This is a genomic window from Dactylosporangium siamense, assembly GCF_016862795.1.
GTDB classification, from domain to species: domain Bacteria; phylum Actinomycetota; class Actinomycetes; order Mycobacteriales; family Micromonosporaceae; genus Dactylosporangium; species Dactylosporangium siamense.
Map to the genome: position 1 here is coordinate 1 of NZ_BONQ01000152.1, position 24,774 is coordinate 24,774.

The 24,774-nt window shown below is 71.6% G+C and carries 20 protein-coding genes and 2 pseudogenes; 2 read left to right on the forward strand and 20 right to left on the reverse strand.

Translation table 11 applies throughout. The features are described from left to right. Nucleotides 1-152: 152 nt before the first annotated feature. Both Dsi01nite_RS58560 and dnaE read right to left on the reverse strand, forming a co-directional pair. Nucleotides 153-1,295, reverse strand: coding sequence for a DUF2567 domain-containing protein (locus Dsi01nite_RS58560; RefSeq protein WP_203852876.1), 1,143 nt, complete (start codon nucleotides 1,293-1,295; stop codon nucleotides 153-155). Between the two features lie 134 nt (nucleotides 1,296-1,429). After that, nucleotides 1,430-4,933, reverse strand: a pseudogene (gene dnaE, locus Dsi01nite_RS46445) (DNA polymerase III subunit alpha); the annotation flags it as partial. Nucleotides 4,934-4,980: 47 nt separating this feature from the next. Between dnaE and Dsi01nite_RS46450 the strand changes: the two are divergent. Continuing rightward, nucleotides 4,981-6,327: a transaminase gene (locus Dsi01nite_RS46450; RefSeq protein WP_203852878.1), complete on the forward strand. Its 1,347-nt coding sequence runs from the start codon at nucleotides 4,981-4,983 to the stop codon at nucleotides 6,325-6,327. Here the strand turns inward: Dsi01nite_RS46450 and Dsi01nite_RS46455 are convergent. Further along, nucleotides 6,315-7,106, reverse strand: a pseudogene (locus Dsi01nite_RS46455) (MinD/ParA family ATP-binding protein); the annotation flags it as partial. The gene Dsi01nite_RS46450 and the pseudogene Dsi01nite_RS46455 overlap by 13 nt on opposite strands. 427 nt (nucleotides 7,107-7,533) lie before the next feature. Further along, nucleotides 7,534-8,310 (reverse strand): hypothetical protein, encoded by a 777-nt coding sequence (locus Dsi01nite_RS46460; RefSeq protein ID WP_203852880.1) that lies wholly within the window; start codon nucleotides 8,308-8,310, stop codon nucleotides 7,534-7,536. A 98-nt stretch (nucleotides 8,311-8,408) separates the two neighbouring features. Between Dsi01nite_RS46460 and Dsi01nite_RS46465 the strand changes: the two genes are divergently transcribed. After that, nucleotides 8,409-9,908 (forward strand): glycosyl hydrolase family 18 protein, encoded by a 1,500-nt coding sequence (locus Dsi01nite_RS46465; RefSeq protein ID WP_203852881.1) that lies wholly within the window; start codon nucleotides 8,409-8,411, stop codon nucleotides 9,906-9,908. A gap of 54 nt (nucleotides 9,909-9,962) precedes the next feature. On the opposite strand, the gene Dsi01nite_RS46470 is transcribed toward Dsi01nite_RS46465, so the two are convergent. From Dsi01nite_RS46470 to Dsi01nite_RS46545, 16 genes are all read right to left on the reverse strand, one after another. Next, complete coding sequence (locus tag Dsi01nite_RS46470; protein WP_203852882.1) at nucleotides 9,963-10,886, reverse strand: RluA family pseudouridine synthase; 924 nt, start codon at nucleotides 10,884-10,886, stop codon at nucleotides 9,963-9,965. Next, nucleotides 10,879-11,445 carry a signal peptidase II gene (gene lspA, locus Dsi01nite_RS46475; RefSeq protein WP_308442140.1) on the reverse strand — a complete coding sequence of 189 codons (567 nt, stop codon included), beginning with the start codon at nucleotides 11,443-11,445 and terminating at the stop codon, nucleotides 10,879-10,881. Before lspA ends, Dsi01nite_RS46470 begins: the two co-directional genes overlap by 8 nt. After that, entirely contained in the window at nucleotides 11,442-11,873 is a 432-nt protein-coding gene (locus Dsi01nite_RS46480; protein WP_203852883.1) for a TraR/DksA family transcriptional regulator, read from the reverse strand. Before Dsi01nite_RS46480 ends, lspA begins: the two co-directional genes overlap by 4 nt. A 388-nt stretch (nucleotides 11,874-12,261) precedes the next feature. Next, nucleotides 12,262-13,734, reverse strand: a complete 1,473-nt coding sequence (locus Dsi01nite_RS46485; protein ID WP_373318944.1) for a potassium/proton antiporter — start codon at nucleotides 13,732-13,734, stop codon at nucleotides 12,262-12,264. A 26-nt stretch (nucleotides 13,735-13,760) separates the two neighbouring features. Beyond that, nucleotides 13,761-14,039: a DUF167 domain-containing protein gene (locus Dsi01nite_RS46490; RefSeq protein WP_203852885.1), complete on the reverse strand. Its 279-nt coding sequence runs from the start codon at nucleotides 14,037-14,039 to the stop codon at nucleotides 13,761-13,763. 188 nt (nucleotides 14,040-14,227) lie between these two features. After that, on the reverse strand, nucleotides 14,228-14,983 hold the full coding sequence (locus tag Dsi01nite_RS46495) for a hypothetical protein (protein ID WP_203852886.1): 756 nt from the start codon (nucleotides 14,981-14,983) through the stop codon (nucleotides 14,228-14,230). A gap of 190 nt (nucleotides 14,984-15,173) precedes the next feature. Then, nucleotides 15,174-15,965, reverse strand: coding sequence for a DivIVA domain-containing protein (locus Dsi01nite_RS46500; protein WP_203852887.1), 792 nt, complete (start codon nucleotides 15,963-15,965; stop codon nucleotides 15,174-15,176). Between the two features lie 49 nt (nucleotides 15,966-16,014). Next, nucleotides 16,015-16,320, reverse strand: coding sequence for a YggT family protein (locus Dsi01nite_RS46505; RefSeq protein WP_203852888.1), 306 nt, complete (start codon nucleotides 16,318-16,320; stop codon nucleotides 16,015-16,017). A gap of 18 nt (nucleotides 16,321-16,338) precedes the next feature. Continuing rightward, nucleotides 16,339-17,103 carry a cell division protein SepF gene (locus tag Dsi01nite_RS46510; RefSeq protein ID WP_203852903.1) on the reverse strand — a complete coding sequence of 255 codons (765 nt, stop codon included), beginning with the start codon at nucleotides 17,101-17,103 and terminating at the stop codon, nucleotides 16,339-16,341. Between the two features lie 126 nt (nucleotides 17,104-17,229). Next, nucleotides 17,230-17,931 (reverse strand): YggS family pyridoxal phosphate-dependent enzyme, encoded by a 702-nt coding sequence (locus Dsi01nite_RS46515; protein ID WP_203852889.1) that lies wholly within the window; start codon nucleotides 17,929-17,931, stop codon nucleotides 17,230-17,232. A 64-nt stretch (nucleotides 17,932-17,995) separates the two neighbouring features. Beyond that, the gene (ftsZ, locus tag Dsi01nite_RS46520; RefSeq protein WP_033356593.1) at nucleotides 17,996-19,093 is read right to left on the reverse strand and encodes a cell division protein FtsZ; all 1,098 of its coding nucleotides are present in this window, start codon (nucleotides 19,091-19,093) and stop codon (nucleotides 17,996-17,998) included. A 226-nt stretch (nucleotides 19,094-19,319) separates the two neighbouring features. Continuing rightward, nucleotides 19,320-19,817: a DinB family protein gene (locus tag Dsi01nite_RS46525; protein ID WP_203852890.1), complete on the reverse strand. Its 498-nt coding sequence runs from the start codon at nucleotides 19,815-19,817 to the stop codon at nucleotides 19,320-19,322. 88 nt (nucleotides 19,818-19,905) lie between these two features. After that, the gene (locus Dsi01nite_RS46530) at nucleotides 19,906-20,670 is read right to left on the reverse strand and encodes a cell division protein FtsQ/DivIB (protein WP_203852891.1); all 765 of its coding nucleotides are present in this window, start codon (nucleotides 20,668-20,670) and stop codon (nucleotides 19,906-19,908) included. A 7-nt stretch (nucleotides 20,671-20,677) separates the two neighbouring features. Beyond that, nucleotides 20,678-22,114 (reverse strand): UDP-N-acetylmuramate--L-alanine ligase, encoded by a 1,437-nt coding sequence (gene murC, locus Dsi01nite_RS46535; protein WP_203852892.1) that lies wholly within the window; start codon nucleotides 22,112-22,114, stop codon nucleotides 20,678-20,680. Then, a complete protein-coding gene (locus Dsi01nite_RS46540; protein ID WP_203852893.1) occupies nucleotides 22,111-23,217 on the reverse strand; it encodes a UDP-N-acetylglucosamine--N-acetylmuramyl-(pentapeptide) pyrophosphoryl-undecaprenol N-acetylglucosamine transferase in 1,107 nt (368 codons plus the stop codon). The genes murC and Dsi01nite_RS46540 overlap by 4 nt, the downstream gene beginning before the upstream one ends. Next, a complete protein-coding gene (locus tag Dsi01nite_RS46545; protein ID WP_203852894.1) occupies nucleotides 23,217-24,692 on the reverse strand; it encodes an FtsW/RodA/SpoVE family cell cycle protein in 1,476 nt (491 codons plus the stop codon). The genes Dsi01nite_RS46540 and Dsi01nite_RS46545 overlap by 1 nt, the downstream gene beginning before the upstream one ends. Nucleotides 24,693-24,774 lie beyond the last annotated feature (82 nt).

Below are 24,774 nucleotides of genomic sequence, written 5' to 3' on the forward strand. Positions count from 1 at the left end.
GACCGGCGGAAGCGGGCAACCGCAGACGGCAACGCGCGGACAGCGAGACCGGCGGAACGGGCAACCGCAGAGATAGCAACGACGGAACGGCAAACCAGCAGGACAGTGACGCGCGGGCCGTTACCGTCCCTGAGCGGGTGGCCGTCCGGCGCTCAGGGCGATCGCCATTCCTCGCGGGCCGGGTCCGCAGCCGGCTGAGCCGGCCCGGCAGCGGCGGCGGGCCCGGCAGCGGCGGCGCCGTCCGGGTGGGTGAGCGGCGGCCCCGCGGACCCACCCGCGCCAGAGGCGCCAGCGGCGGCGGTGTCCGTGACGGCGGGGTCCGTGGCAGAGGGGTCGGCGGCGGAGGTGCCCGGCGCCGGCTTGGTCAGGTCGAGCCGGGCGGGTGCCGGGTGCTCGTGCGGCTGGCCGTTCACCGGTGGTCCAACCGGCACCTGGTCGTCTCCGGCCGGACCGGGCTGGCCACCCTCCGCCCAGGAACCGGCCCCGGCCTGACCGCCGCCGGGCCACGACCCCGGCAACGCACCCTCCGGCCAAGGCCCAGACCCGGGCTGCACACCCTCCGGCCAAGGGCCCGCACCCGGCTGTGCGCCGGCCGGCCAAGGGCCGTGGACGGGGGGCGGCTGGTTCGGGTCGCCGTACGGGTAGCCGGAGTAAGCGGGGTGGTAGGCGTAGTCGTGCCCGAGGGGCGGGGGGTCCAGGTCGTAGGTCAGGGTGGGCGAGGCGTGGAAGCCCGCCAGGGCCGTGTAGACGACGGCGGCCAGCACCGCCTGGATGAGCAGCGAGCCCTGGACCCACGGGATGAAGCCATACAGCAGGCCCGAGTCGCCGGCCCGGACCTTCGCGGGGCGGAAGATGTGAGTGCCGACCGGGGCGTGCTCGACGAGGTCGAGGTAGTGCGCGTAGCCGATCTTGTTGCCGAGCCAGGCGGCGAGGGCCGCGCCGGCCGCGGAGCCGACGACGAGACCGGCGAGGACGAGCGGGCCGCGGTAGCGGCGCAGGATGACCCAGGCGGCCACCGCGATCAGGATCCCGACGCCCGCCCCGATGATCACGAACCAGCCGTCGTCGGCGAAGTAGCCCTCGGGCTCGCCATCGATCGGGTAGGGGCCGTACTGCGTCTGGACCAGCTCGACCTTCGGGGCGATCCAGGACCAGAGCAGGCCGACCGGCGCGCCGAGCACGGCCACGACCGCCGCGACGATCAGGCCGAACAGCGCCTCCAGGCCCGGTGACCGGCGCCGCGGCGGCGAGGACGGCTTCGGCTGGTCGATCGGCTCGATCGGGGCGATGCTCACCATCCCATCCTGCCAGGCGCCGCGCCGGTGCCCCGACCCGTGCCGCCCGCCGCCGACCCCGCCGCCGCGGACGGCAGCGCGGACGGCGGCACGGACGGCGGCACCGGCGGAGGTGCCGGTGCGGGCACGGACCGGGGCACCGCGTCCGGGCCGAGCAGCGCGGCCAGGTCCGCGAGCAGCGCGGGCGTGACCGTGACGCACTGCGGGCCGATCGCCAGGAGGGTCCGCTTGTCCCCGTTGACCAGCTCGACCTGCACCTCGGTGTCGCCGGGGTGCCGGCCGAGGACCTCCTGGAGCCGGTGCACGAGCGGCGTCGTGCACCGCTCCGGCGGCAGCGTGAGCAGCAACGGGCCGGGCGCGGCCGCCGGCCCGGCGGGGTCGGCCACGGTCAGGTCGGGCATGCCCAGGTCGCTCGCCATCACGCGGGGTGCCTCCTCGCGGCGGTCGACGCGGCCGCGGACGGCCACCACGGCGTCCTCGACGACATACTGCCCGACCAGCTCATAGGTGTTGGGGAAGAACATGACCTCGACCGCGCCGTCCAGGTCCTCCAGGGTCGCCGACGCCCACGGGCGGCCCTGGCGGGTGACCCGCCGCTGGACCCCGGACAGGATGCCGGCGAGGGTCACGGTCGTGCCCTCGGGGACGGTGCTCTCGTCGGCGAGGGCTGCGATGGACCGGTCGGCGGCGCGCCGCAGCGCCGTTTCGAGGCCGCGCAGCGGGTGGTCGGAGACGTAGAGGCCGAGCATCTCGCGCTCGAAGGCGAGCCGCTCCGCGGTGTCCCATTCGATGGCGGGGATCGGCGGGGAGGCGACGATGGCGGTGTGGCCGAAGAGGTCGAACTGGCCGATCGCCTCGTTGCGTTTGGTGACCATGACGGCCTCGATGGCGTCGGCGTGGACGGCGAGCAGGCCGCGCCGGGTGTGGCCGAGCGAGTCGAACGCGCCCGCCTTGATCAGTGATTCGACCGTCTTCTTGTTGCACACGACCTGGTCGACCTTGGCGAGGAAGTCGTGGAAGTCGCGATACGGCCGGGCCCGCACGATCGCCGCGACCACCGCCGGCCCGATGTTGCGCACGGCGCTCAGGCCGAAGCGGATGTCGGCGCCGACCGCGGAGAAGCGGCCCTGGGAGGCGTTGACGTCGGGCGGCAGGACGCGGATGCCCATCCGCCGGCATTCGGCGAGGTAGAACGCGGAGCGGTCCTTGTCGCCGCCGATCGAGGTGAGCAGCCCGCTCATGTACTCCGCGGGGTAGTTGGCCTTCAGGTAAGCGGTCCAGTAGGCGACCAGCCCGTAGGCGGCGCTGTGCGCCTTGTTGAACGCGTAGTCGGAGAAGGGCACGAGCAGGTCCCACAGGGTCCGGATCGCCCCGTCGGAGTAGCCCCGCTCGTGCATCCCGGCGCTGAACGGGGCGAACTCCCGGTCGAGGATCTCCTTCTTCTTCTTGCCCATGGCGCGGCGCAGCAGGTCGGCGGCGCCGAGGGAGTAGCCGGCGACGCGCTGCGCGATCGCCATGACCTGCTCCTGGTAGACGATCAGGCCGTAGGTGTCGCCGAGGATGTCGGCGAGGGGCTCGGCCAGCTCGGGGTGGATCGGGGTGACGGGGCGGCGGCCGTTCTTGCGGTCGGCGTATTCGTTGTGCGCGTTGGCGCCCATCGGCCCCGGCCGGTACAGCGCGGCGACGGCGGAGAGGTCGGCGAACGCGTCGGGGACCATGGAGCGCAGCAGGGCGCGGACGGGACCGGCCTCGAACTGGAAGACGCCGACCGTGTCACCGCGGGACAGCAGCGCATAGGTCGCCTCGTCGTCGAGCGGCACCTCCTCGATGACGACGTCGACGCCCCGGTTCTGCCGGATCGCGTCGAGGGCGTCGTCGAGGATGGTGAGGTTGCGCAGGCCGAGCAGGTCCATCTTGAGCAGGCCGATGTCCTCGCAGGCGCCCATGTCCCACTGGGTGATGATCGCGCCGTCCTGCTCACGGCGGTGGATGGGCAGGACGTCCAGCAGCGGCTCGCGGGACAGGATGACGCCGGCGGCGTGCACGCCCCACTGCCGTTTGAGGCCCTCCAGGCCGCGGGCGGTGTCCACGACGGTGCGGACCTCGGGCTCGGCCTCATACAGCCGGCGCAGCTCGATGGCCTCCGGGTAGCGCGGGTGGGCCGGGTCGAAGGCGCCGCTGAGCGGCATGTCGCGGCCCAGCACGGGCGGCGGCACCACCTTGGTGATCCGCTCGCCGACGGAGAACGGCAGGCCCAGGACCCGGGCCGAGTCCTTGATCGCGGCCTTGGCCTTGATCGTGCCGAAGGTGATGATCTGGGAGACGCGGTCGTCGCCGTAGCGCTCGGTGGCGTAGCGGATGACCTCGCCGCGGCGGCGCTCGTCGAAGTCCATGTCGATGTCGGGCATGCTGACCCGCTCGGGGTTCAGGAACCGCTCGAAGAGCAGGCCGTGCTCGAGCGGGTCGAGCTGGGTGATCCCGAGGGCGTAGGCGATGAGGGCACCGGCGGCGGACCCGCGGCCGGGACCCACGCGGATCCCCGACCCGCGGGCGTGGGCGACCAGGTCGGCGACGACCAGGAAGTAGCCCGGGAAGCCCATGCTGCTGATCACGGACAGCTCATAGTCGGCCTGGCGGGCATGCCCGTCGGGCACCCCGCCCGGGAAGCGCCGGGCCAGGCCGCGCCGCACCTCGGCCCGCAGCCACGAGTCCTCGGTCTCCCCGTCGGGCACGGGGAACCGCGGCATGAGGTCGCGGTGGGCGAACACCGACGCGTAGGAGCCGATCCGTTCGGCGATCTCCAGGGTCGCGTCGCACGCGCCGGGGACCTCGGCGTCCCACAGCCGGCGCATCTCCTCGGCGGTCTTGAGGTAGAAGTCGCGGGCGTCGAACTTGAACCGTTTCGGGTCGGCGAGGGTCGTCGCGGACTGCACGCACAGCAGCGCCTCGTGCGCGTCGGCGTCGCCGGGGTCCGTGTAGTGCAGGTCGTTGGTGGCGACCGGGGTCAGCCCGAGCCGCTTGCCGAGCCGCAGCAGGTCCTGCCGGACGCGGGTCTCGATGCCCAGGCCATGGTCCATCAGCTCCAGATACAGGTTGCCGGGGCCGAAGATGTCGCGCAGCTCGGCGGCGGCCGCGCAGGCCCGCTCGAAGTCGCCGATGCGCAGCCACGTCTGCACCTCGCCCGACGGGCAGCCGGTGGTGGCGATGACCCCCGAGGAGTACTCGGCGAGGAGCTCACGGTCCGCGCGGGGCTTGTAGAAGTAGCCCTCGATGCTGGCGCGCGACGACAGCCGGAACAGGTTGCGCAGCCCGGATGCGTCGGTGGCGAGCATCGTCAGGTGCGTGTAGGCGCCACCGCCGGAGACGTCGTCCTCGCCGCCGCCGGCCCAGCGGACCCGGGTGCGGTCGCCCCGGCGGGTGCCGGGGGTCAGGTAGGCCTCGATGCCGAGGACGGGCTTGATCCCGGCGGCGACCGCCTGCCGGTGGAAGTCATAGGCGCCGAACATGTTGCCGTGGTCGGTCATGGCGAGCGCCGGCTGGCCGAGCCTGGCCGCCGAGGCGAACAGCGGACCCAGCCGGGCGGCCCCGTCAAGCATCGAATACTCGGTGTGCACGTGCAGATGTACGAACGACCCCACGTCGCAGAACCTATCCCCGGGGTACGACACTTTGCGAGACTCGCAACATGATCGACCGTGACCGTCTGGGCGCACTGCTGCGCCGCGAGCGAGCCGCCTTCGCCGACCGTAACCCGCGCTCCGCGCAGGAGTACGCGAAGGCGGGAAACCTGTTCGGCCGTGTGCCGATGACCTGGATGAACAAGAACGCCGCCGGCTTCCCGCTCTACCTGGCCGCGGCCAGCGGGGCGACGCTCACCGACATCGACGGTCACGAGTACACGGACTTCTGCCTGGGCGACACGGCGGCGATGGCCGGCCACGCGCCGGCACCGGTGACCCGGAAAGTGCACGAGCAGTTCGCCAACGGCGCCTGCGCCATGCTCCCGACACCGGACGCCGCGTGGGTGGGCGAGGAGCTGACCAGGCGGTTCGGCGTGGCCCAGTGGAGCTTCGCGCTCACCGCGACCGACGCCAACCGCTGGGCCATCCGCCTGCTGCGCGCGGTCACCGGACGGCCGAAGATCCTCTTCAACAGCTACTGCTACCACGGCTCCGTCGACGAGTCACTGATCGTGACCGGCGACCAGGGGCCGCAGAGCCGGGAGGGCAACGTCGGCGCCCCCTGTGACGTGACCCTGACCAGCCGCGTCGCGGAGTTCAACGACCTGGAGGGCCTCGCCCGGGAGCTCGCGCACGGCGACGTCGCCGCGGTCGTCATGGAGCCCGCCCTGACCAACATCGGCATCGTGCTGCCCGAATCCGGCTATCTGGAAGGGGTACGGGAGCTGACCCGCAGATACGGCACGTACCTGGTCAACGACGAGACACACACCTTCTCCGCCGGACCGGGCGGCGCCACGAAACGGTGGGGCCTGGAGCCGGACGTGGTCACGATCGGCAAGGCGATCGGCGGCGGCATCCCCGCGGCGGCATACGGAATTTCATCAGAAATCGCCCAGAGGCTCGATGAGATGAAAGATCTGGACCTGGTCGACATGGGCGGCGTCGGCGGCACCCTCGCCGGCAACGCCCTGTCGATCGCCGCGACCAGAGCCACGCTGGAGCACGTGCTGACCGACGAAGCCTTCGCCCGGATGGAGTTGCTCGCCCAACGGTTCGAGGTCGGCGTCCAAAAGGTGATCAACGCCCATCAGCTGCCGTGGTCGGTCAGCAGGCTCGGCGCCCGGGTCGAGTACCGTTTCGTGAACCCCGCGCCCCGCACCGGCACCGAGTCCGCGCAGGTCGCCGACGCCGACCTGGAGGACTACCTCCACGTGTACCTGGCGAACCGGGGCATCCTGCTCACCCCGTTCCACAACATGGCCCTGATGTCACCGGCCACCACCGTCGCGCAGGTGGACGACCACGCCACAACGTTCTATACGGCGATCGAGGAACTTCAGCGCGCGTAGGGATCCATCATCACGGCCGCCGCCCGCAGCCAGGCCCGCTTGGTCGCGGGCGCCAGCATCGTGTACTCGATGTTGGAGCCGCTCTCCAGTGCCGGGTCGTAGGGCACGACGACCACGGCCCTGGTCCGGGTGCGGAAGTGCCCGGCCAGGTCGTCGATGAGCGGTGTCGGGTTGGGTGTCGGGCAGGACAGCAGGGTCACCGCGTTGGCGACCAGCTGGTCCATGCCGGCCTCGTCGAGCAGGTCGAGCATCCAGTCGGCGGTGAACGCCGCGTCCTCCCGCGGGACGCTGGTGACGACCAGCTGGTCCGCGGCCTGCAGGACGGTCTGCCAGTTGGGGCTCTCCACGTTGTTGCCGGTGTCGACGCAGATCACGTCGTGGGTGCGGCGCAGCAGCTCCAGGACGCGACGCACCGTGTGCGGGTCGAGACGCTGCGCGAAGCGCGGGTTCTCCTCACCGGCGAGCACGTCGTAGGACCCGTCGGACGCGTGCCGCAGGTAGTCGTCGAGCTGGTCGTACAGGTCGTAGCCGGACGTGTTCTCGACCCGGACGAGGTCGGCGATGAGGTGCCGGATGGTCCGGGCGTGCCGGGCGCTGCCGGCGCGCAGGCCGAGGGTGCCGCGCAGCTCGTTGTCGTCCCAGGCGATGACGCCCTTGCCGCGGACGCTGCCGATGGTGGCGGCGGTCAGCACGGTCGCGGTGGTCTTGTGGACCCCGCCCTTCGGGTTGGCGAACGCCAGGACCTTCGGCTTCGGGATCTCCTGGCGCAGGACCTGCACCATCTGCTCGGTCGGGTCCGCCGGGCGGGTCTGATATTCCACCTGGGGACCTCGACGAGTGTCATAAGGGTCGGCGCGACGGACCGGCGGGGCGTCGGCGAGGGGGCGCGAACCGTTGGGATGCATTGGCTCGTCATCGTAGGGCCGCGCGGGCGGATATGGGGCGCTGGGGCGCTCGAACCTTCCGTCGTAATCCAGATCACTCGGGCTTGACCGGCCGAGCAGCGCCCGGTCCAGCAGCGAGCGCCAACGGGCGGGCGGCTCCGACGATCTGTCCCACCTGGCATCGGCCCGCTCTGCCACGCTGGCCCTCCCTCAACACCGCAGCGTCCACCCGTACCCCAGGCTACGGACCGAACACAATTCGGACCACACCTGCGGGGGCATCCCCTGCATCAACTGCCCGACAGGCCGACGGGATATCCCCTCAAGATGCGACAGGCCCGGCGAGCTGGGTCTGCTCGGGCAGCGGCGGCAGGAACACCGTCCGGTCGAGCCGGCGCAGGTCGGTGATCGGGTCGACGGCGCGGGTCTCCGGACGGGCCGCGACGGCGCGCAGCGCGGCGGGTGCCGCATAGATCACGGCGGCGTACACGCACGAGCAGTGCTCCCGGTACGCGGTCGCCTCCTTGTCCGCGATGATCGCCCCGTCGAGGTACACGGCACGCACGTCGCCGGGCTGGTTGGCGGCCTTGTCCAGCAGCTGCCGGTAGTGCGCCGCCTCCTCGGTCTTGCGGGCGGCGGTCGCGTCCATCGCCTTGACCACGTCGGAGGGCACGTCGTAGGCGCCGAGGCGGACCAGCTCCGTCTGCTCGCCCGGCAGCGGCACCCGGGCGAAGACGCTGGACAGCGCGACACCGGACAGCACCGGGGTCAGCCGGTCGGGGCCGAGATAGGCGGTGAACGAGACCAGCGCGTACACGGACTGGTCACCGGACAGGGCGGTGAGCTCGTCGGCGGCGCGCTGGACGTACACCGGGATCGAGCCGCCCTCGTCGACGCCGACGCGCAGCACGTCGCCCAGCGAGGGGTCGCTGCGCTGGTGCTGCTGGGCGCCGTGCACGACCAGCAGGGTCGCCGTGACCGCGACCACCGCGATCACGGCGGTGAAGACGCGCAGCCGCACCGCTCCCCGGAAGAGCCGGGCGAGGACATTGCCGGCAGCGGGGAGCAGCCGCTGGTCGAGCCGCTGGAAGTAGTTCATCGCCCTTCGAGCGTCGCACAGGCAACTTGCACGGGTCTTGACAGGGTTCCCAGTGAAGACTATCTATCAGGAAGGTTTCCTAATAGAAAGGTGCCTTCGTGAGAGCTCCCACCATCGCGACCGCCCTCGGTGCCGCAGCCGTGCTCGGCGCCGCCGTCGCGCTCGTGGCCACCGCCCCCGCCCAGGCGGCCGCCACGCTCCCCGCCCACGTCTTCGCCCCCTACTTCGAGGCGTACAACGGCGACAGCCTCAACGGGCTGTCCCAGCAGTCCGGGGTCAAGCATCTGACCCTGGCCTTCATCCAGACCGCGACCCGCGGCTCGTGCACCGTTCTGTTCAACGGCGACACGTCCATGCCGATCGCGAATTCCACCTTCGGGGCCGACATCGCCGCGATCCGCGCCCGCGGCGGCGACGTCATCCCGAGCTTCGGCGGCTACGCGGCCGACAACGGCGGCACCGAGATCGCTGACAGCTGCACCGACGTGAACGCAATAGCCGCGCAGTTCCAGAAGGTGATCACCACGTACGACGTCACCCGCATCGACCTGGACATCGAGGACAACTCGCTGACCAACACCGCGGGCATCGACCGGCGCAACAAGGCCATCAAACTGACCCAGGACTGGGCCGCCGCCAACGGCCGGACCGTGCAGTTCCAGTACACGCTGCCGACCACCACCACCGGGCTCGCCCCCAGCGGCCTGGCGGTGCTGCGCAACGCGGTCACCAACAACGCCAGGATCGACTTCGTCAACCAGATGACGTTCGACTACTACGACAACCAGCCGCACCAGATGGCCCAGGACACGATCACCGCGTCCAACGGCCTGCACACGCAGCTCGGGCAGCTGTGGCCGGCCAGGACGGCGGCGCAGCGGTGGGCCATGATCGGCGTCACCGAGATGATCGGCGTCGACGACTTCGGCCCCGCCGAGACGTTCACCATCGCCGACGCGACCACCGTGCTCAACTGGGCCAACCAGCAGGGCATCGCGGCGCTGTCGTTCTGGGCGCTGCAGCGCGACAACGGCGGCTGCCCCGGCGGCGCGGCGGCCGACAACTGCTCCGGCATCCAGCAGTCGACCTGGCAGTTCTCGCACATCTTCAACCCGTTCACCAGCGGCGGCGGGACGACGAGCCCATCGCCCAGCAGGACGCCGAGCACCAGCCCGAGCACGAGCACCAGCCCCAGCACCCCGCCACAAGGTGGGCTGGTGAACGGCGGCTTCGAGACCGGTGCCCTGTCCCCGTGGACCTGCTCGCAGGGCAGCGGCAGCGTCGTCAGTACCCCCGTGAAAAGCGGAACAAAAGCGCTGAAGGCCGCCGCCAGCAGCTCGGACACGGCGCAGTGTTCGCAGACCGTCGGTGTGTCCGCGAACCGCACGTACACCCTGAGCGCCTGGGTCCAGGGCAACTACGCGTTCCTGGGCGCGACCACCGGCGCGGGTGACGTCAGCACCTGGACACCCGGCGGCTCGACGTGGACGAAGCTCACCGTCACGGTGAACACCGGTAGCTCGACCTCGATCAAGATCTGGCTGCACGGTTGGTACGGCCAGGGCGCGATCTACGCCGACGACGTGACCCTCGCGTAACCCGTCAAATGACCCCCTGACCGCCGTTTCCCAGGAGGCGGCGGTCAGGGGCCTTCAGGCCGCGAGAATGTCGAGGGCCTGCGTGAGATCCGGCGGGTACTCACTGACGAACGAGACGTACTCGCCCTGGCGCGGGTGGATGAAGCCCAGCTCCCGGGCGTGCAGCCACTGCCTGGACAGCTTCAGCCGCGCCGACAGCGTCGGGTCGGCGCCGTAGGTGACGTCGCCGACGCACGGGTGCCGCAGCGCGGAGAAGTGCACCCGGATCTGGTGGGTCCGGCCGGTCTCCAGCTTGACGTCGAGCAGGCTCGCGGAGGGGAACGCCTCGATCGTGTCGTAGTGGGTGACGCTGGGCCGGCCGCCGGAGACGACCGCGAACTTGTAGTCGTGGCCGGGGTGCCGGTCGATCGGGGCGTCGATCGTGCCCCGCAGCGGGTCCGGGTGCCCCTGGACGACCGCGTGGTAGCGCTTCTCGACCTCGCGTTCCTTGAACGCGCGCTTCAGTGCGCTGTAGGCCAGCTCGCTCTTCGCGACGACCATGAGACCGGTGGTGCCGACGTCGAGCCGGTGCACGACACCCTGGCGTTCGGCGGCACCGCTGGTGGCGACGGTGACCCCCATCGCGGCGAGGCCGCCGATGACGGTGGTGCCGGTCCAGCCGGGGCTGGGGTGCGCGGCCACGCCGACCGGCTTGTCGACCACGACGATGTCGTCGTCGCTGTGCACGATGCGCAGGCCGTCGACCGGGGTCGCCTCGACGACGACCGCGGACGGCGGCGCGGGCAGGGTGACCTCGAGCCAGGCACCGGCGGCGACCTTGTCCGACTTGGCGCGGACCTGCCCGTCCACGGCCACGTCCCCCGCCTCCACCAGGCCGGCGGCGACGGTCCGGCTGAAACCGAACAGCCGCGTCAGCGCCTGGTCGAGCCGGGTGCCGTCGAGGCCGTCGGGGACCGGCATCGATCGGGTCTCACGCATCCGGGGCGGTGTCCTTCCCCGTGACACGCAGACCGTCACGGCGCCGGCCGGTGAACTCCAGCAGGATCGCGAGCGCCACGCCGACGGTGAGCGCCGAGTCGGCGATGTTGAACACCGGGAAGTGCCCGGCGTGGTCGTCGAGGAAGCTGAACATGTCCACCACGTGCCCGTGGAACGGCTTCGGCGCCCGGAAGATCCGGTCGCCGAGGTTGCCCGCGGCGCCGCCGAAGACGAGGCCGAGGGCGATCGCCCACGGCACCGAGACCGTCGTCCGGAGCATGACGAGGAGCCATCCGATGACCGCGGTGGCGATGATCGGGAAGACCCACGTCAGGTCGCTGAACATGCTGAACGCGGCGCCGCTGTTCCGCGCGTAGATCACGTAGATCAGGCCGCCGAGCACTTTCACCGGCTCGCCGTGCGCGATGACGGAGGTGGTCCACTCCTTCACCGCGAGGTCGATGCCGATCACCAGGACCCCGACTACGGCGAAGAGCCCCCAGGCTCTGCGCCGGTTGCCGCGGGGGGTGGTCGTGGTGATGTCGTCCTGGGTGGTCAGCGTCGCTCCTCCAACTGCTTACAGGTGACGCAGAGCGTAGCGGACGGGAACGCGGCCAGCCGCTCGACCGGGATCGCGTTGCCGCACTTCTCACACCAGCCGTAGCCGCCCTCGTCGAGCCGCTCGAGGGCGCGCTCGACCTGGTTGACCCGCTCCAGGATGTTGTTGGCGAGGGTGATCTCCTGCTCGCGCTCGAACGTCTTGGTGCCGGTGTCGGCCTGATCGTCGCCGGCGGAGTCGGTGAGCCGGTGCTGCTGGAGCTCGGCGATCTCGACCAGGGTCTGGTCGTGCTCCGCCTTGAGCTCGTCGCGCCGCTCGATCAACGCCACCCGGATCTTCTCGGTCTCCGCAGCGGAGCGCGTGCCACGGGCGGCCTTCGCGACGGCCGCCTTGGCGGCGGCGGTCTTCGGTTCGGCGGTCTTGGCCATCGTGGCTCCCTTGGCCGCACGAGCGGCGATCGGCGACGTGTTGGATGTGGTGCCTGAGCCGCCCGCGTCGTCCGCAAGCCCCCCAGTGTTGCCGCGCTTGCTCTGCGCCGACGTGGTCATGTTGCTGCTCCCCCGAGCCGCCGCTTGCCGAGTGCCGCGTTTCTGTGCTGTTGTCACAGTGGTCACTCGCGTCACATCAGCGGCGTCATCCTGCCCGGCGGTGCTCGCGGACGTGCCTTTCGGCATGCCACCCGCTCGCTCGGCCATGGCTCCCCCAGATGCAAAATGGGCGCGCGACGCGCCGTCGCGCACTCCAGTGGCTGGCAAGAATACGGAATGTACACGCGTCCGACAAACATGCCACACGCATTCCGACCAATTGGATCAGTTATTGGCGCCGATCCTCGCCATGTTCGGCAAACCAGCGGGCAAGTCTTCCTCGCCTGCTCACCGCCCGCAGCCGGCGTTCCGCCGCGTCACGCACCTGCTCCGTGGCCACGATCAGCAGACTGTCTCGGGTCTTCAACCGGGTCTGGGGCTCTGGAACGAACGCGCCGCCGTCGCGAAGCACCAGCGTCACGACCGCGCCGAGAGGCAATCGTAGCTCGTCCACGTGCACGCCGTTGAGCTTCGAGCCGGCCGGGACCTCCAGTTGCAGGAGGTCCGCGCCCATCCGTTCGAGGGGCGCCGACTCGACCTGCAGGTCGGTGGTCTCGCCGGGCGCCGTCACGCCGAGACGCTTGGCGACGGGTGGCAGAGTCACCCCCTGCACCGCCGTGTAGACCACCACCAGCACGAACACGACGTTGAACAGGGTCTGCGCCCCGGGCAGGCCGGCCGACAGCGGGATCGTGGCGAGCACGACCGGGACCGCGCCGCGCAGCCCCGCCCAGGACAGGAACGCCTGGTCGCGCCAGCCGAACCGGAACGGGGTGACGCTGACCAGCACCGACAGCGGCCGGGCGAGGAGGATCAGGACCAGCCCGACGACCAGGGCCGGCACCACCGCCTTGCCGAGCTGGCTGGGTGAGGCGAGCAGGCCGAGCAGCACGAACAGGCCGATCTGGGCGAGCCAGGCGAGCCCGTCGGCGAAGCCGAGCATGGCCCGCCGGTGCGGCAGGTGCGCGTTGCCGAGGACCACGCCGGTGACATACACGGCGAGGAAGCCCGAGGCGTGCGCGACCGAGCCGACCGCGTACGCCAGGACCGTGAGCCCGACCGCCGCGAGGGGGTACAGGCCGGCGGACGGCAGCGCGGCCCGGCGCAGCGCCCACGCGCCGCCGAGCCCCACGACGAGCCCGATCACGCCGCCGGCGGCGAGCTCGTAGCCGACCAGGCCCAGCTGCTGCCACCACGGGTCGTGGCTGCCCTCCGGCAGCGACAGCAGCACGACGAGGATGACCACTGGGGCGTCGTTGATGCCGGACTCGGCCTCGAGGATCGCGGCGAGCCGGGGCCGCACCGGCATCCGGCGCAGCGTGGAGAACACCGCGGCGGCGTCGGTCGAGGAGAGCACCGCCCCGTACAGCAGCGCCTGCTGCCAGCCGACGCCGAGCGCGTAGTGCGTGATCACGCCGACGACGGCCACGCTGACCGCCACCCCCACGGTGGACAGCACCACGGCCGGGCCGAGCACCGGGCGCAGCGTCGACCAGCGCGCCGTCAGGCCACCCTCGGCGATGATCACCACGAGCGCGCAGATGCCGAGCGTGCGGGTGAGCTCGGCGTTCTCGAACTCGATGCCGAGACCCGCCTCGCCGATCACGACGCCGAGCAGCAGGTAGACCAGCAGGCTGGGCAGGCCGAGGCGGACGGACAGGCGCACCGCACCCACGCAGACCAGCAGCACCGCCGCACCCATCAGCAGTGCCAGGTTGAACTCGTGACTCAACGGGCAGGGTCCATCAACGCGGCGATGGCGGCGTCGTGCCCGGAGGGCAGCTCGACCAGTTTGTCGCGGCTGGCGGCGCCGGCCTTGAGCCGCAGCGCCGACGGCCGCACCCGCAACGCGCCGGCGAGCGCCCGCAACGCGGCCTCGGTCGCCTGGCCGTCGACCGGCCTGGCACCGACCGCGACGATCAGCGCGGGGCCGTACGGGCCGGCGTGGCTACCGCCGACCGCGGTGCGCGAGGCACCCGGCTTGACACGGATCGCGATGGTGGTCATATCTCATTGTGAAGGTTCACCCGATCGAGGACGATCGCCCGGACCGGCAAGCCTTCGGCGGCAACCGACCAGACTTCGCCCCCGACTACGCTCGGTGTCCGAGCCGTAACTCCATCGGAGATCGATTAGGCGGCGGTTGGTACGGTGATGAAACCGGAAGCCGCCGCCCGACCTGTGATGTCCGAGCGTCAGGCCCGACCGGCGAGGACCGCGTCGTTGGGCTCGCAGACGCTGCACGGGGTGAAGCCGAGCTCGACCGCCTCGCCGATCGGCAGCGGCTCGCTCTCCCGGCCGAGCAGGTGCACGCAGCCGCGCACGTGGTAGCGGGGGCGACCGTCGATGACCAGGACCTCGTCGGTCATCGTGGAGACGCGGGCGATGTCGGCGGCCGACGACGGCTGGATCGGCGGCTCGTCCTCCGGGTCCTCGTCGTCGTAGTCGTCGCCGTCGACGGACCAGTCGCCCACGGGCGCGTCGGGGTATTCGTCGGCCGGCGGCTGCTGGGGCGCGACGGGCTCGTCGCGCACGGGCGGCATCATCGCGGTCTCGTCGGCGGGCGGGAGGTTGGCGTCGGACCGGGCGCTGCCGCCCAGGCGGGTCGCGCCGCCGCCGGCGCCACCACCGGCGCCACGGCCGTAGGTGGTGCCACCACCGGTGGAGCGGGCGCCCGCGCCGACCGGCTGGCGGGCCTCGCGGGCCGCACCGTCACCGTCCAGGCGGGACTCGAACGGGTCGTAGCGCTCGTCCGAGGGCACCTGACGGCCGATGCGGCCGGCCCGGGACGAGCGGGCGGCGGCGGCCTGGCGTCCACCGACGATGAGGGCGACCGCTGCGAGGAGGCTCGCCCCGATCGACGCCACCAGCAGGGCGTCGGCACCTTGCAGCAGGCCCACCACGAGCAGGCCCACGGCCACGACGATCAGCAGCAGACTTCCGACGATCACGGCCTACCCCTCCGCATTGCGATCCAGGCACATGGTGCACACATACCCGGGCGAGTGTGTCTTTCGCCCGTACAACGAACGAGACGCCGGATAGCGACCGGCGCCCCAGCCGAAATCGGCTGGGGCGCCGCGTGTCGCATTGACCGGCGTGTCGGATCAGTGCTCTGTGCTGGTCACCTGCTGGACGGGGTCAGCGTCCGGCGCCCTCGTAGCCACTGGAGAGACCTGCCGTGGCGAGGCCGGCACCGCCGGCGGCGGCGCGGGTCGCGCCCTCGTTGCGGGCGGCCATCTCGGCCTCGAGGCTCTGCTCGCGACCGGTCAGGTCGCGCAGCTGGCTCTCCAGGTAGGCCTTCAGGCGGGTGCGGTACTCCCGCTCGAACTGCTTGAGCTCCTCGATGTGCTTCTGCAGCGCGGTGCGCTTGGCGTCGAGACCGCCCATCGCCTCCTGGTGGCGCTGGCGGGCGTCGCGCTCGAGCGCGTCGGCCTTCGCCCGCGCGTCGCGGGTGACCTCCTCGGCCTTGGTGCGGGCCTCGGACAGCAGCTTGTCGGCCTCGCGGCGGGCGTCGGACACGTGGTCGTCGGCGGTGCGCTGGGCCATCATCAGCACGCGGAGCGCCTGCTGCTCGCCGTCGCCGCCGACCGGCCCGCCCTGGGAGCGGATCTGGTCCAGCTCCTGCTGCATGCCGCGGGCGGCCTGCTCGGCGGACTGCTTCTCCCGCTGGACGCGCTCGAACTGCGTCTTGAGGTCGGCGAGCTCCGAGGCCAGGCGCGGGTCACCGCCGCCGCCGGGGCCGGCGGGGGCACGACCGCCACCACCGCGTTCGAGCTGCGCGCGCAGCTCGTTGTTCTCCTCGATCAGCCGGGCGAGCTCGCGCTCGACCTCGTCGAGGAAGGCGTCGACCTCCTCCTCGTCGTAGCCCCGTTTACCGATGGGGGGCTTCTTGAAGGCGACGTTGTGGACGTCGGCCGGGGTCAGCGGCATCGAAACTCCTCGGGTCAGTTGCGGCCGCGTGGCCGCCGATCGGGGCGGGTCACGAAAACACCACGATCAGTTGCCTTACCACGACGTTCATCAGCACGAACAGGATAACCAGCAGCACAAGCGAAGACAGGTCCACGGCCACGGTACCAATACGCAGCGGACGGATCACCCGCCTCAACGCTTTGAGCGGCGGATCGGTGACGCTCCACACCACTTCGAGTGCCGCCGCGGCACCCCGGCCCGGTTGCCAGCGGCGGCCGAACTGCATCACGTAGCCCATCACAAAGCGCGCGAGGAGCACCACCAAGAACAGGTAGAGCAGCAGATGCACGATCTGCAGGGTGATGGACACCACGGCCGTTGAGTCCTCGCATCAGCTCTGGTTGAAGAACCCGCCCTCGGCGATCTTAGCTTTGTCCTCAGCGGTGACCTGGACATTTGCCGGAGAGAGCAGGAAGACTCGGTTGGTCACCCGCTCGAAGTTACCACGCAGGCCGAATACGAGTCCTGCCGCAAAGTCGACCAGTCGCTTCGCGTCCGCCTCGTCCATTTCGGTGAGGTTCATGATCACCGGGTGGCCGTCGCGGAAGTGCTCGCCGATGGTGCGGGCCTCGTTGTACGTGGTGGGGTGCAGCGTGGTGATGGCGTAACGACGGTCCTCGGCGTCTTCCTCGGCCACGGGCCGCTCCCTCGTCGACGGCTGCGGCGCCAGCGCCAGGTTGTCCCGTGTCGGGTAGCTGACGGTCGTGGGCCGGGTGATCGAGCGCACGGTGCTGCGGCTCGCGGCCGCGTCCCGCTCCGCCGCCGACAGCCGCTCGGACGCCGTCAGGCGCTCCGAGGCCGCCAGGCGCTCGGACGCGGTGAGCCGCTCCGACCCGGCGAGCCGGTCGGCCAGCCGCTCGGACCCGGCGAGGCGGTCGGAGAGCCGCTCGGAGCCGGCGAGGCGGTCGGCCAGCCGGTCCGACCCGGAGAGGCGGTCGGACGTCGTGCGGGCACGCGGCGCCGGCACATCGTCGACGTCGTCCTCGTCGTCGGCGAAGTCGTCACCATAACCCCGGTAGTGACGGTCGTCGTAGCCCCGTTCGTCTTCGTCCTCGACGAGTCCGAGCCATACGCCCGCCCTGCGCAGAGCACCCATGCGCGCTCCTCCGTCCACCGCCATGCGGCACTTCCCCCCGTTGTCGGTGCCACCGATCACATGGTGTTCCACCGCCCCGCCGGCGCAGAACCACACCCGTGTAGTTTTTCCGTTCCCGCGGCCAGGCTACCCCAGCGGGGGTCGATTTCCGAGCAATGCGCTACCGACACGGACATGTGTCGAGCCGTGTGAAATCGCCGATTCGAGGTCGTCGCTCATGCCCGCGGAAATCCAGTCCGCGCCGGGAAAGGCGACGCGCAACCGCGCGGATACGTCGGCGAGTCGCGCGAATGCGGCGTCTGGTTCCCACCCCAGTGGCGCGACCGCCATCACACCTTTGAGTGTCAGAACGGGGCTGGCCGCGATTGATTCGGCCATATGTTCGATAATTCCGGTGACCGCGCCGCCGCGATGCTCGTCGTCGTCGAGGCTCACCTGGACGAGCGCGCCGAGCGGGGTCTCCCGTTCCGCCTTGACCGCGGCGTCCACGAGCGCGTCGACCAGGCGCAGGCTGTCCACCGAGTGCACGACGGAGGCGTAGGAGACCACCGAGCGGGCCTTGTTGCGCTGCAGCTGTCCGATGAAGTGCCAGCGGAGCTCCGCGGGCGTGGCGGCGGCCTTCGGCGCGGCCTCCTGGTCACGGTTCTCCCCGACGTCCAGGACGCCCAGCGACGCCAGGCGGGCCACGTCGTCAGCGGGGTGGGTCTTGGTGACCGCGACCAGGGTCACCTCGGCCGGGTCCCGTCCGGCGGCCCTGCAGGCCGCCGCGATCCGCTCCCGGACCGCGGCGAGGTTGCGCCCGATCTCCTCGGTCCGTGCGTCGCTCACGTGGGTCCTCCGAACAAGAGCCGAAACGAAACCGGGTGGGTCCCGAGGGACCCACCCGATTCTTTCAGGCGCCGTTCTTCAGGAAGTCCGGCACGTCGACGTCGTCGAACAGCACCCGCCGGGGCGGCGGCGGTGCCTGGCGCTCGACCGGCGCCGGCTCCTTCGGCTGGTGGTGCGAGCGCGGCGGGCGGGCCTCGACCGGCCGGTAGGCCGGCGCGCCGCCGTCGAACCCGGCCGCGATCACCGTGACGCGGACCTCGTCGCCGAGCGCGTCGTCGATGACCGCGCCGAAGATGATGTTGGCGTCGGGGTGGGCCGCGTCGGTGACGAGCTGCGCCGCGTCGTTGATCTCGAACAGGCCAAGGTCGGAGCCGCCGGCGATGGACAGCAGCACGCCACGCGCGCCGTCCATGCTCTGCTCCAGCAGCGGGCTGGAGATCGCCGACTCGGCCGCCTCCACGGCGCGGTTGTCGCCGCGTGCGCTGCCGATGCCCATGAGGGCGCTCCCGGCCCCGCTCATGACGCTCTTGACGTCGGCGAAGTCGAGGTTGATCAGGCCGGGCGTGGTGATCAGGTCGGTGATGCCCTGGACACCGGACAGCAGCACCTGGTCGGCCTGCCGGAAGGCGTCCATCATCGAGATGCCGCGGTCGCCGAGCGCCAGGAGCCGGTCGTTGGGGATGACGATGAGCGTGTCGCACTGGTTGCGCAGCTCCTCGATCCCCGCCTCGGCCTGGACCTGCCGGCGCTTGCCCTCGAAGGAGAACGGCCGGGTGACCACGCCGATCGTCAGCGCGCCGAGCTTCCGCGCGATGTTCGCCACCACCGGCGCGCCGCCGGTGCCGGTGCCGCCGCCCTCGCCACACGTGACGAAGACCATGTCGGCGCCCTTGAGCACCTCCTCGATCTCGTCGCGGTGGTCCTCGGCGGCGTTCTTGCCCACGTCGGGGTTGGCGCCCGCGCCGAGCCCCCGGGTCAGTTCCCGGCCGACGTCGAGCTTGACGTCGGCGTCGCTCATCAGCAGGGCCTGGGCGTCGGTGTTGATCGCGATGAACTCGACGCCCTTGAGGCCAACCTCGATCATGCGATTGACGGCGTTGACCCCGCCGCCGCCGATGCCGACGACCTTGATGACCGCGAGATAGTTGTGCGGATGTGTCATCGGACTGCCTTTCCTTTCGAGGTTGGCGAGCGCCGATCCTTCCCGGAGCCGTCGAACTGGTGAAGCCCGACCCCGCGACGGGCGGCGTCCGCCGTGCAGACGCACTGGATGTGGGTCCCGCAAACCCTCACCCTTTACTAGAGGCTTATAGTTATGTCAACTAATGCCTTATCGCAAGGTAAGGGCCCGACTGTCGCGATCCAAGGACCGCCGCCCGGCGTGTCGGCTATTCGCCCACGATGCCGTCGACCAATTCCCTAACGGCGTCGAGGTGCCCGTTGTGACGGGCGGTCTCCTCGATCATGTGCAGAAGCACCCAGCGGACCGACACCTCGGCCCCGCGCCGCCGCCCCAGGCACACCGAACCGAGATCAACACCGGCCAGCAGCGCCCGCGAACGGTCGCACTGGCGCCGGTAGGCCGCGAGGGTCTCCAGCAGCGTCGAGCCCCTGCGCCACTCCAGGTCCGGGTCCTCCGCGGTCCACCGCGCCGGCACGGTGAGCCCGGCGACGATCTCCTCGAACCAGAACGACTCGACCGCCGTGAGATGCGACACCAGCCCGGCTGCGCTGGTCAGCGACGGCGCCGGCAGCGGCGTGCGCCACGCGTCGTCGTCGGAGAGGCCCGCGCACTTCACGTGGACCGTCTCGCGGTGCCAGTCGAGCCAGCCGAGCAGCAGTGACCGTTCGTCACCCAGGAAGGGCACGTCGACGCGGCCGCTCATGCCGCCGCCTCCGCTTCGCTCCGGCGTCGGCCCGAGCTGAAGCTCAACCTGTCACATGATGAGCGGCCCGGGCCGCTTCGCTGGCCGCTCACCGCTCCAGCACCACCCCGGGCGCGCTCACGTCGAGCGTCTTGCCGGGTTCGATCTTCGTGAACTGCAGCACCCGGACTTTCGCGTCGTTGTCGGCCGCGTCGCCCCACACCACGACGCGGGACTCGGTGAGCTCGAGCCGGATGCGGGTCGGCGCGTCGGCGACGAGGGCCGTCATGGCGTCCCGCAGCCACGCCGGGAGCGCCGCCAGGACGGTCAGCGCGGCCTTCGTCGCGGCGTCGCCGGCCCCGGGCGCGGCGAGGCGCAGCACCGGCAGCCCCGCCGGTGCCGAGCTGACCGGCAGGTACGCCACGCCGTCGGCGTCCAGGAGGGTGAAGCCGAGTGCCCGCGGCACCACGGCGATCGCAGTCCGCTCACGAACGGTGAGCACCAGGGTGCGCGGGTAGTCCTTCGACGCGACCACGCTGCGCACCGGCGGCAGCGAGCGCACCCGCCGCTCGACGGCGCCCAGGTCGAGCCGCGCCAGCGGCGTGCCGGCCGGGACCGCGGCCACGGACCGGACGTCCTGGACCGTGAGCGCCGACACGCCGGTCACCCGGATCCCGTGGACCCCGAGCGCCGGCGTGGCGTAGACGATGGCGACGACCCCGCCGAGCAGCCCGACGACCCCCAGCCCGACCAGCCACGACAGCAGCACGCGCAGCCGGTGCTGCCGGGCCCGCTTCGCGAACCGCCGCTGGGACGAGCCGGCGGGCGCGGAGCGGGGCGCGAGGACGAGCCGCCAGCCGCGCGTGGAGGTCAAGGGCGCCTCAGTCCTCCTCGGGCCGGTTGTGCCGGCCGACGTAGCCGGCGCCGGCGTCCTTGAGCGCGGCGAGGAGCTCGTCGCCCATCAGGGAGATCGGCGGCGCGCCCATCGTGACGACGACGTCACCCTCCTGGACGCGGGCGACGACCTCGCCGGGCACGTCCTCCCACGACGGCACGAACACCTTGCGGTCCTCGGGCAGGTCGACGGCCGCGGTCAGCGCGACGCCGCCCTCCCCCGGCTCCCGGACCTCGCCTGGGCCGAAGACCTCCATCACGATCGCCTCGTCGCCCAGGGACAGCGCGGCGGCGATCTCGGCCTGGAAGTCGCGGGTGCGGTACATCCGGTACGGCTGGAACACCACGATCAGCCGGCCGCCCGCGGCCACCTCGCGCAGCGTGCGCATCGCCGCGTCGATCGGGACCGGGTGATACGCGTACTCGTCGTAGATCCGCACGCCGGCCTCGGCGCCCTTGAACTCGAAGCGCCGCCGCACGCCGGGGAACGTGGCCAGGGCCTCGATCGCCGACTCCGCGGAGATGCCCAGCCGCAGCGCGGTGAGCAGCGCCCCGGCCGAGTTGAGGCCGAGGTGGGCGCCGGGAATCGGCAGGTACACCTCGCCGAGCGGCACGCCGTCGTGGTGCGCCACGTAGCGCACCCCCTGCGCGGAGGAGCGCACCTCCGACAGCCGCAGGTCGGCGTCGGGGGCGGTGCCGTAGGTGATGACGTCGCCGCCGGCGGCGCGGACCCGCACCGCCATCCGCTGGGCGCCGGGGTCGTCGGCGCAGGTCACCACGAAGCCGCCGGGTTCGGTGCGGGCGCAGAACTCGACGAACGCGTCCTCGAGCCCCTGCAGGTCGCCGTAGGTGTTGAGGTGGTCGGCGTCGATGTTGGTGACGACCGCGACGTGCGGGTTGTAGAGCAGGAACGAGCGGTCGCTCTCGTCGGCCTCCGCCACGAACAGCTCACCGCTGCCGTGGTGGGCGTTGGAACCGACCTCGGAGATCTCGCCGCCGATGACGAACGACGGGTCGAGACCCGCGTGCTGGAGCATCAGCGTGATCATCGACGTGGTCGTCGTCTTTCCGTGGGTACCGGCCACCGCGATGCTGCGGCGCCCCACCATGGTCGCGGCCAGGGCCTCGGAACGGTGCATGAGCCGCAGCCCGCGCTCCCGGGCCGTGACGAGCTCGATGTGGTCCTTCGGGATGGCGGTCGAGTAGACGACCGTGTCGACCCCGTCGAGGTTGGACGGCTGGTGGGTGCGGAAGATCGTGCCGCCGAGCGCCTTGAGCGCGGCCAGCTGCGGCCACTCGCGCAGCTCGCTGCCGGAGGTCGGGATGCCGCGGGTGAGCAGCAGCCGCGCCAGCCCGCTCATGCCGACCCCGCCGACCCCGACCAGGTGGACCGTGCCGAGGTCCTCGGCCGTCAGTTCCGTCATGCTCCCACCACTTTCAGCAGGTACCGGCGGAGGGCCTCGTCGCCGTCGCGGCGCCCGTAGCCGGCGGCGGCCCGGCTCATGCCGGCCAGGCGCGCACCGTCGCGGACCAGGGGCACCACCGTGTCGGTGACCCACTGCGGGGACAGGTCGCCGTCCTCGACGATCAGGCCGCCGCCCGCCTCGACCACCGGCAGCGCGTTGCGGCGCTGCTCGCCGTTGCCCCACGGCAGCGGCACGTAGATCGCCGGCATCCCGACCGCGGCGGTCTCGGCGCAGGTCATCGCGCCACCCCGGCACAACGCCAGGTCGCCGGCGGCGTACCCGAGCTCCATCTCCGACAGGAACTTGATCTTCACGTACGGCGCGGGCAGCCCGCTGGGCACCTCGACGTCGTCGTTGCGGGCGCCGATGATGTGCAGCACCTGCACCCCGGACCCGGTGATCTGCTTCGCCGCGCCGGAGACCGCCAGGTTGATCGACCGGGCGCCGGCCGACGCGCCGAACACGAACAGCGTCGGCAGGTGCGGGTCGAGGCCGAAGTGCGCGCGGGCCCGCTCCCGCAGCGCGGCCCGGTCGAGGGTGGCGATGCTCTGCCGCAGCGGCACCCCGACCACCTCGGCGTGCGCCACGGACGGGATCTGCTGCGCCTGGTGGGGGAAGCCGAGCACGATGTGCTTGGTGAAGCGCATGCCCATCTTGTTGGCCACGCCGACCGGGACGTTGACCTCGTGGATGATCGTCGGCGTCTTGCGTCGCCAGGCGGCGATGTAGGCCGGGACGGAGACGTAGCCGCCGAAGCCGACCACCGCGTCCGCCTCGACCTCGTCGAGGATCTCGCGGGTGGCCTTCGCGGACTTGTACATCCGGTCAGGGGTGCGGACCAGGTTCATGTTCACCGACCTGGGCAGCTGGAAGGCCGGGACGGTGCGCAGGTCATAGCCGCGCTGCGGGATGATCTCACCCTCCATCCCGCGCTCCGAACCGATACAGGTGATCCGCAGGCCGGGGTCGTGCCGGCGGAGGCAGTCGGCGAAGGCGAGCAGCGGGTAGATGTGCCCGCCGGTGCCTCCGCCGGCCAGCACCACCGAGCGCAGCGCTGCCATCAGGAGCTCCTTCCGCGGGTCCGCCCTCGGCTGCTGCCCTCAGGCACCAGGGGACGACCCGTCGCGCGTGTCGAGGGGACGTCGCCGTCGCTCTCCGAGCGTGCGCGCGGCAGCGGTGGCAACGGCGCCCAGAGTAGTCGCACCCACTTTCGCGGCGGACGGGCGTGCATGGCTCTGGCGCAGTCGGGCTCGGCGCGGGCCGCGGAGCTGAGCATCCCGGCCGCGCCGAGGGCCACGACCAGGGCGCTGCCGCCGTCGGAGATGAACGGCAGGGGCAGGCCGGTGATCGGCATCAGCCCGACGACGCCGCCGATGTTGATGATCGCCTGCCCGACGAACCAGATGGTGATCGCGGCGGCGACGAGCCGGCGGAACGGGTCCTCGACCCGGCGGGCGATGCGCAGGCCGGTATAGGTGAGCATGCCGAACAGCACCAGCACGACGAGGCAGCCGACCACGCCGAGCTCCTCGGCGACGATGGCGAAGATGAAGTCGTTGTGCGCGTTGGGCAGCCGGCCCCACTTGAGCTGGCTCTCACCGAGCCCGACGCCGAACCAGCCGCCGTTGCCGATCGCCCAGAGCCCGCGCAGGTACTGGTACCGCCCGCCCTCGGCGTTGGGGTCGATGGACGGGTCGAAGAAGACCTTGATCCGGGCCAGCCGGTAGTCCTTCTCGGCCGGCAGCAGGATCAGCGCGAGCACGCCGACGGCCACGAGGCCACCGAGCCAGCCGAAGACCGGCAGCCGCGCGCCGGCCGCCCACAGCAGCCCGGTGAACAGGACCACGAGGCAGATCATCGAGCCGAGGTCGTTGTACCCGACGAGCAGCAGCAGCGCCACGGTCACCGGCAGCAGCGGCATGAACAGCTCCCGCCACGACAGGATCGTGCGGCCCTTGCGCACCAGCAGGTCGGCGCCCCAGACGACGAGGGCGACCTTCGCCAGCTCGGCCGGCTGGATCTGCACACCGCCGAGGTGCAGCCACAGGTCCTCGGCCCAGATCGGCCCGAGGTGGATCCACTGCGTCTCCTTCGCCCCCGGCGGGGTGCGGCTGGCCGACAGCCAGCCCATCAGGTCGACGAAGCCCATGAGCACGAACGCGGCGATGAGCAGCGGCGCGGCGACGGCGCGGAACGTGCGCACCGGCAGCCGCTGGCAGACCCAGAACGCGACCAGGCCGATGACGGCGAAGATCGCCTGCTTGAGCACCGAGCCGAACGGGCTGCCGGTGGTGGCGTAGTTGTCGATGCCGGTGACCGAGAACACCATCGCCAGGCCGATGAAGACCAGCAGCCCGACGCTGGACAGCAGCAGATAGTACGAGGCGAGGGGCCGGTCGAGCAGCCCCCGCAGGGCGTCGACCCAGCCGAGGATCCCGCTACCGGGCGGCGCCGGGGCCGGGGCCGGAGACGGGGCTACCGGCGGTGGCGCCGGTGCCGGTGCTGCCGCCGTGTCCTGCTCCCCATCGCCCCGCATGGGGACCATCATGCCGCCGGGACCCGCGCGGTCCGCCGACCACGGGATCCCGGCGTGTCGCGGGCATCGATGTGTCGCGGCG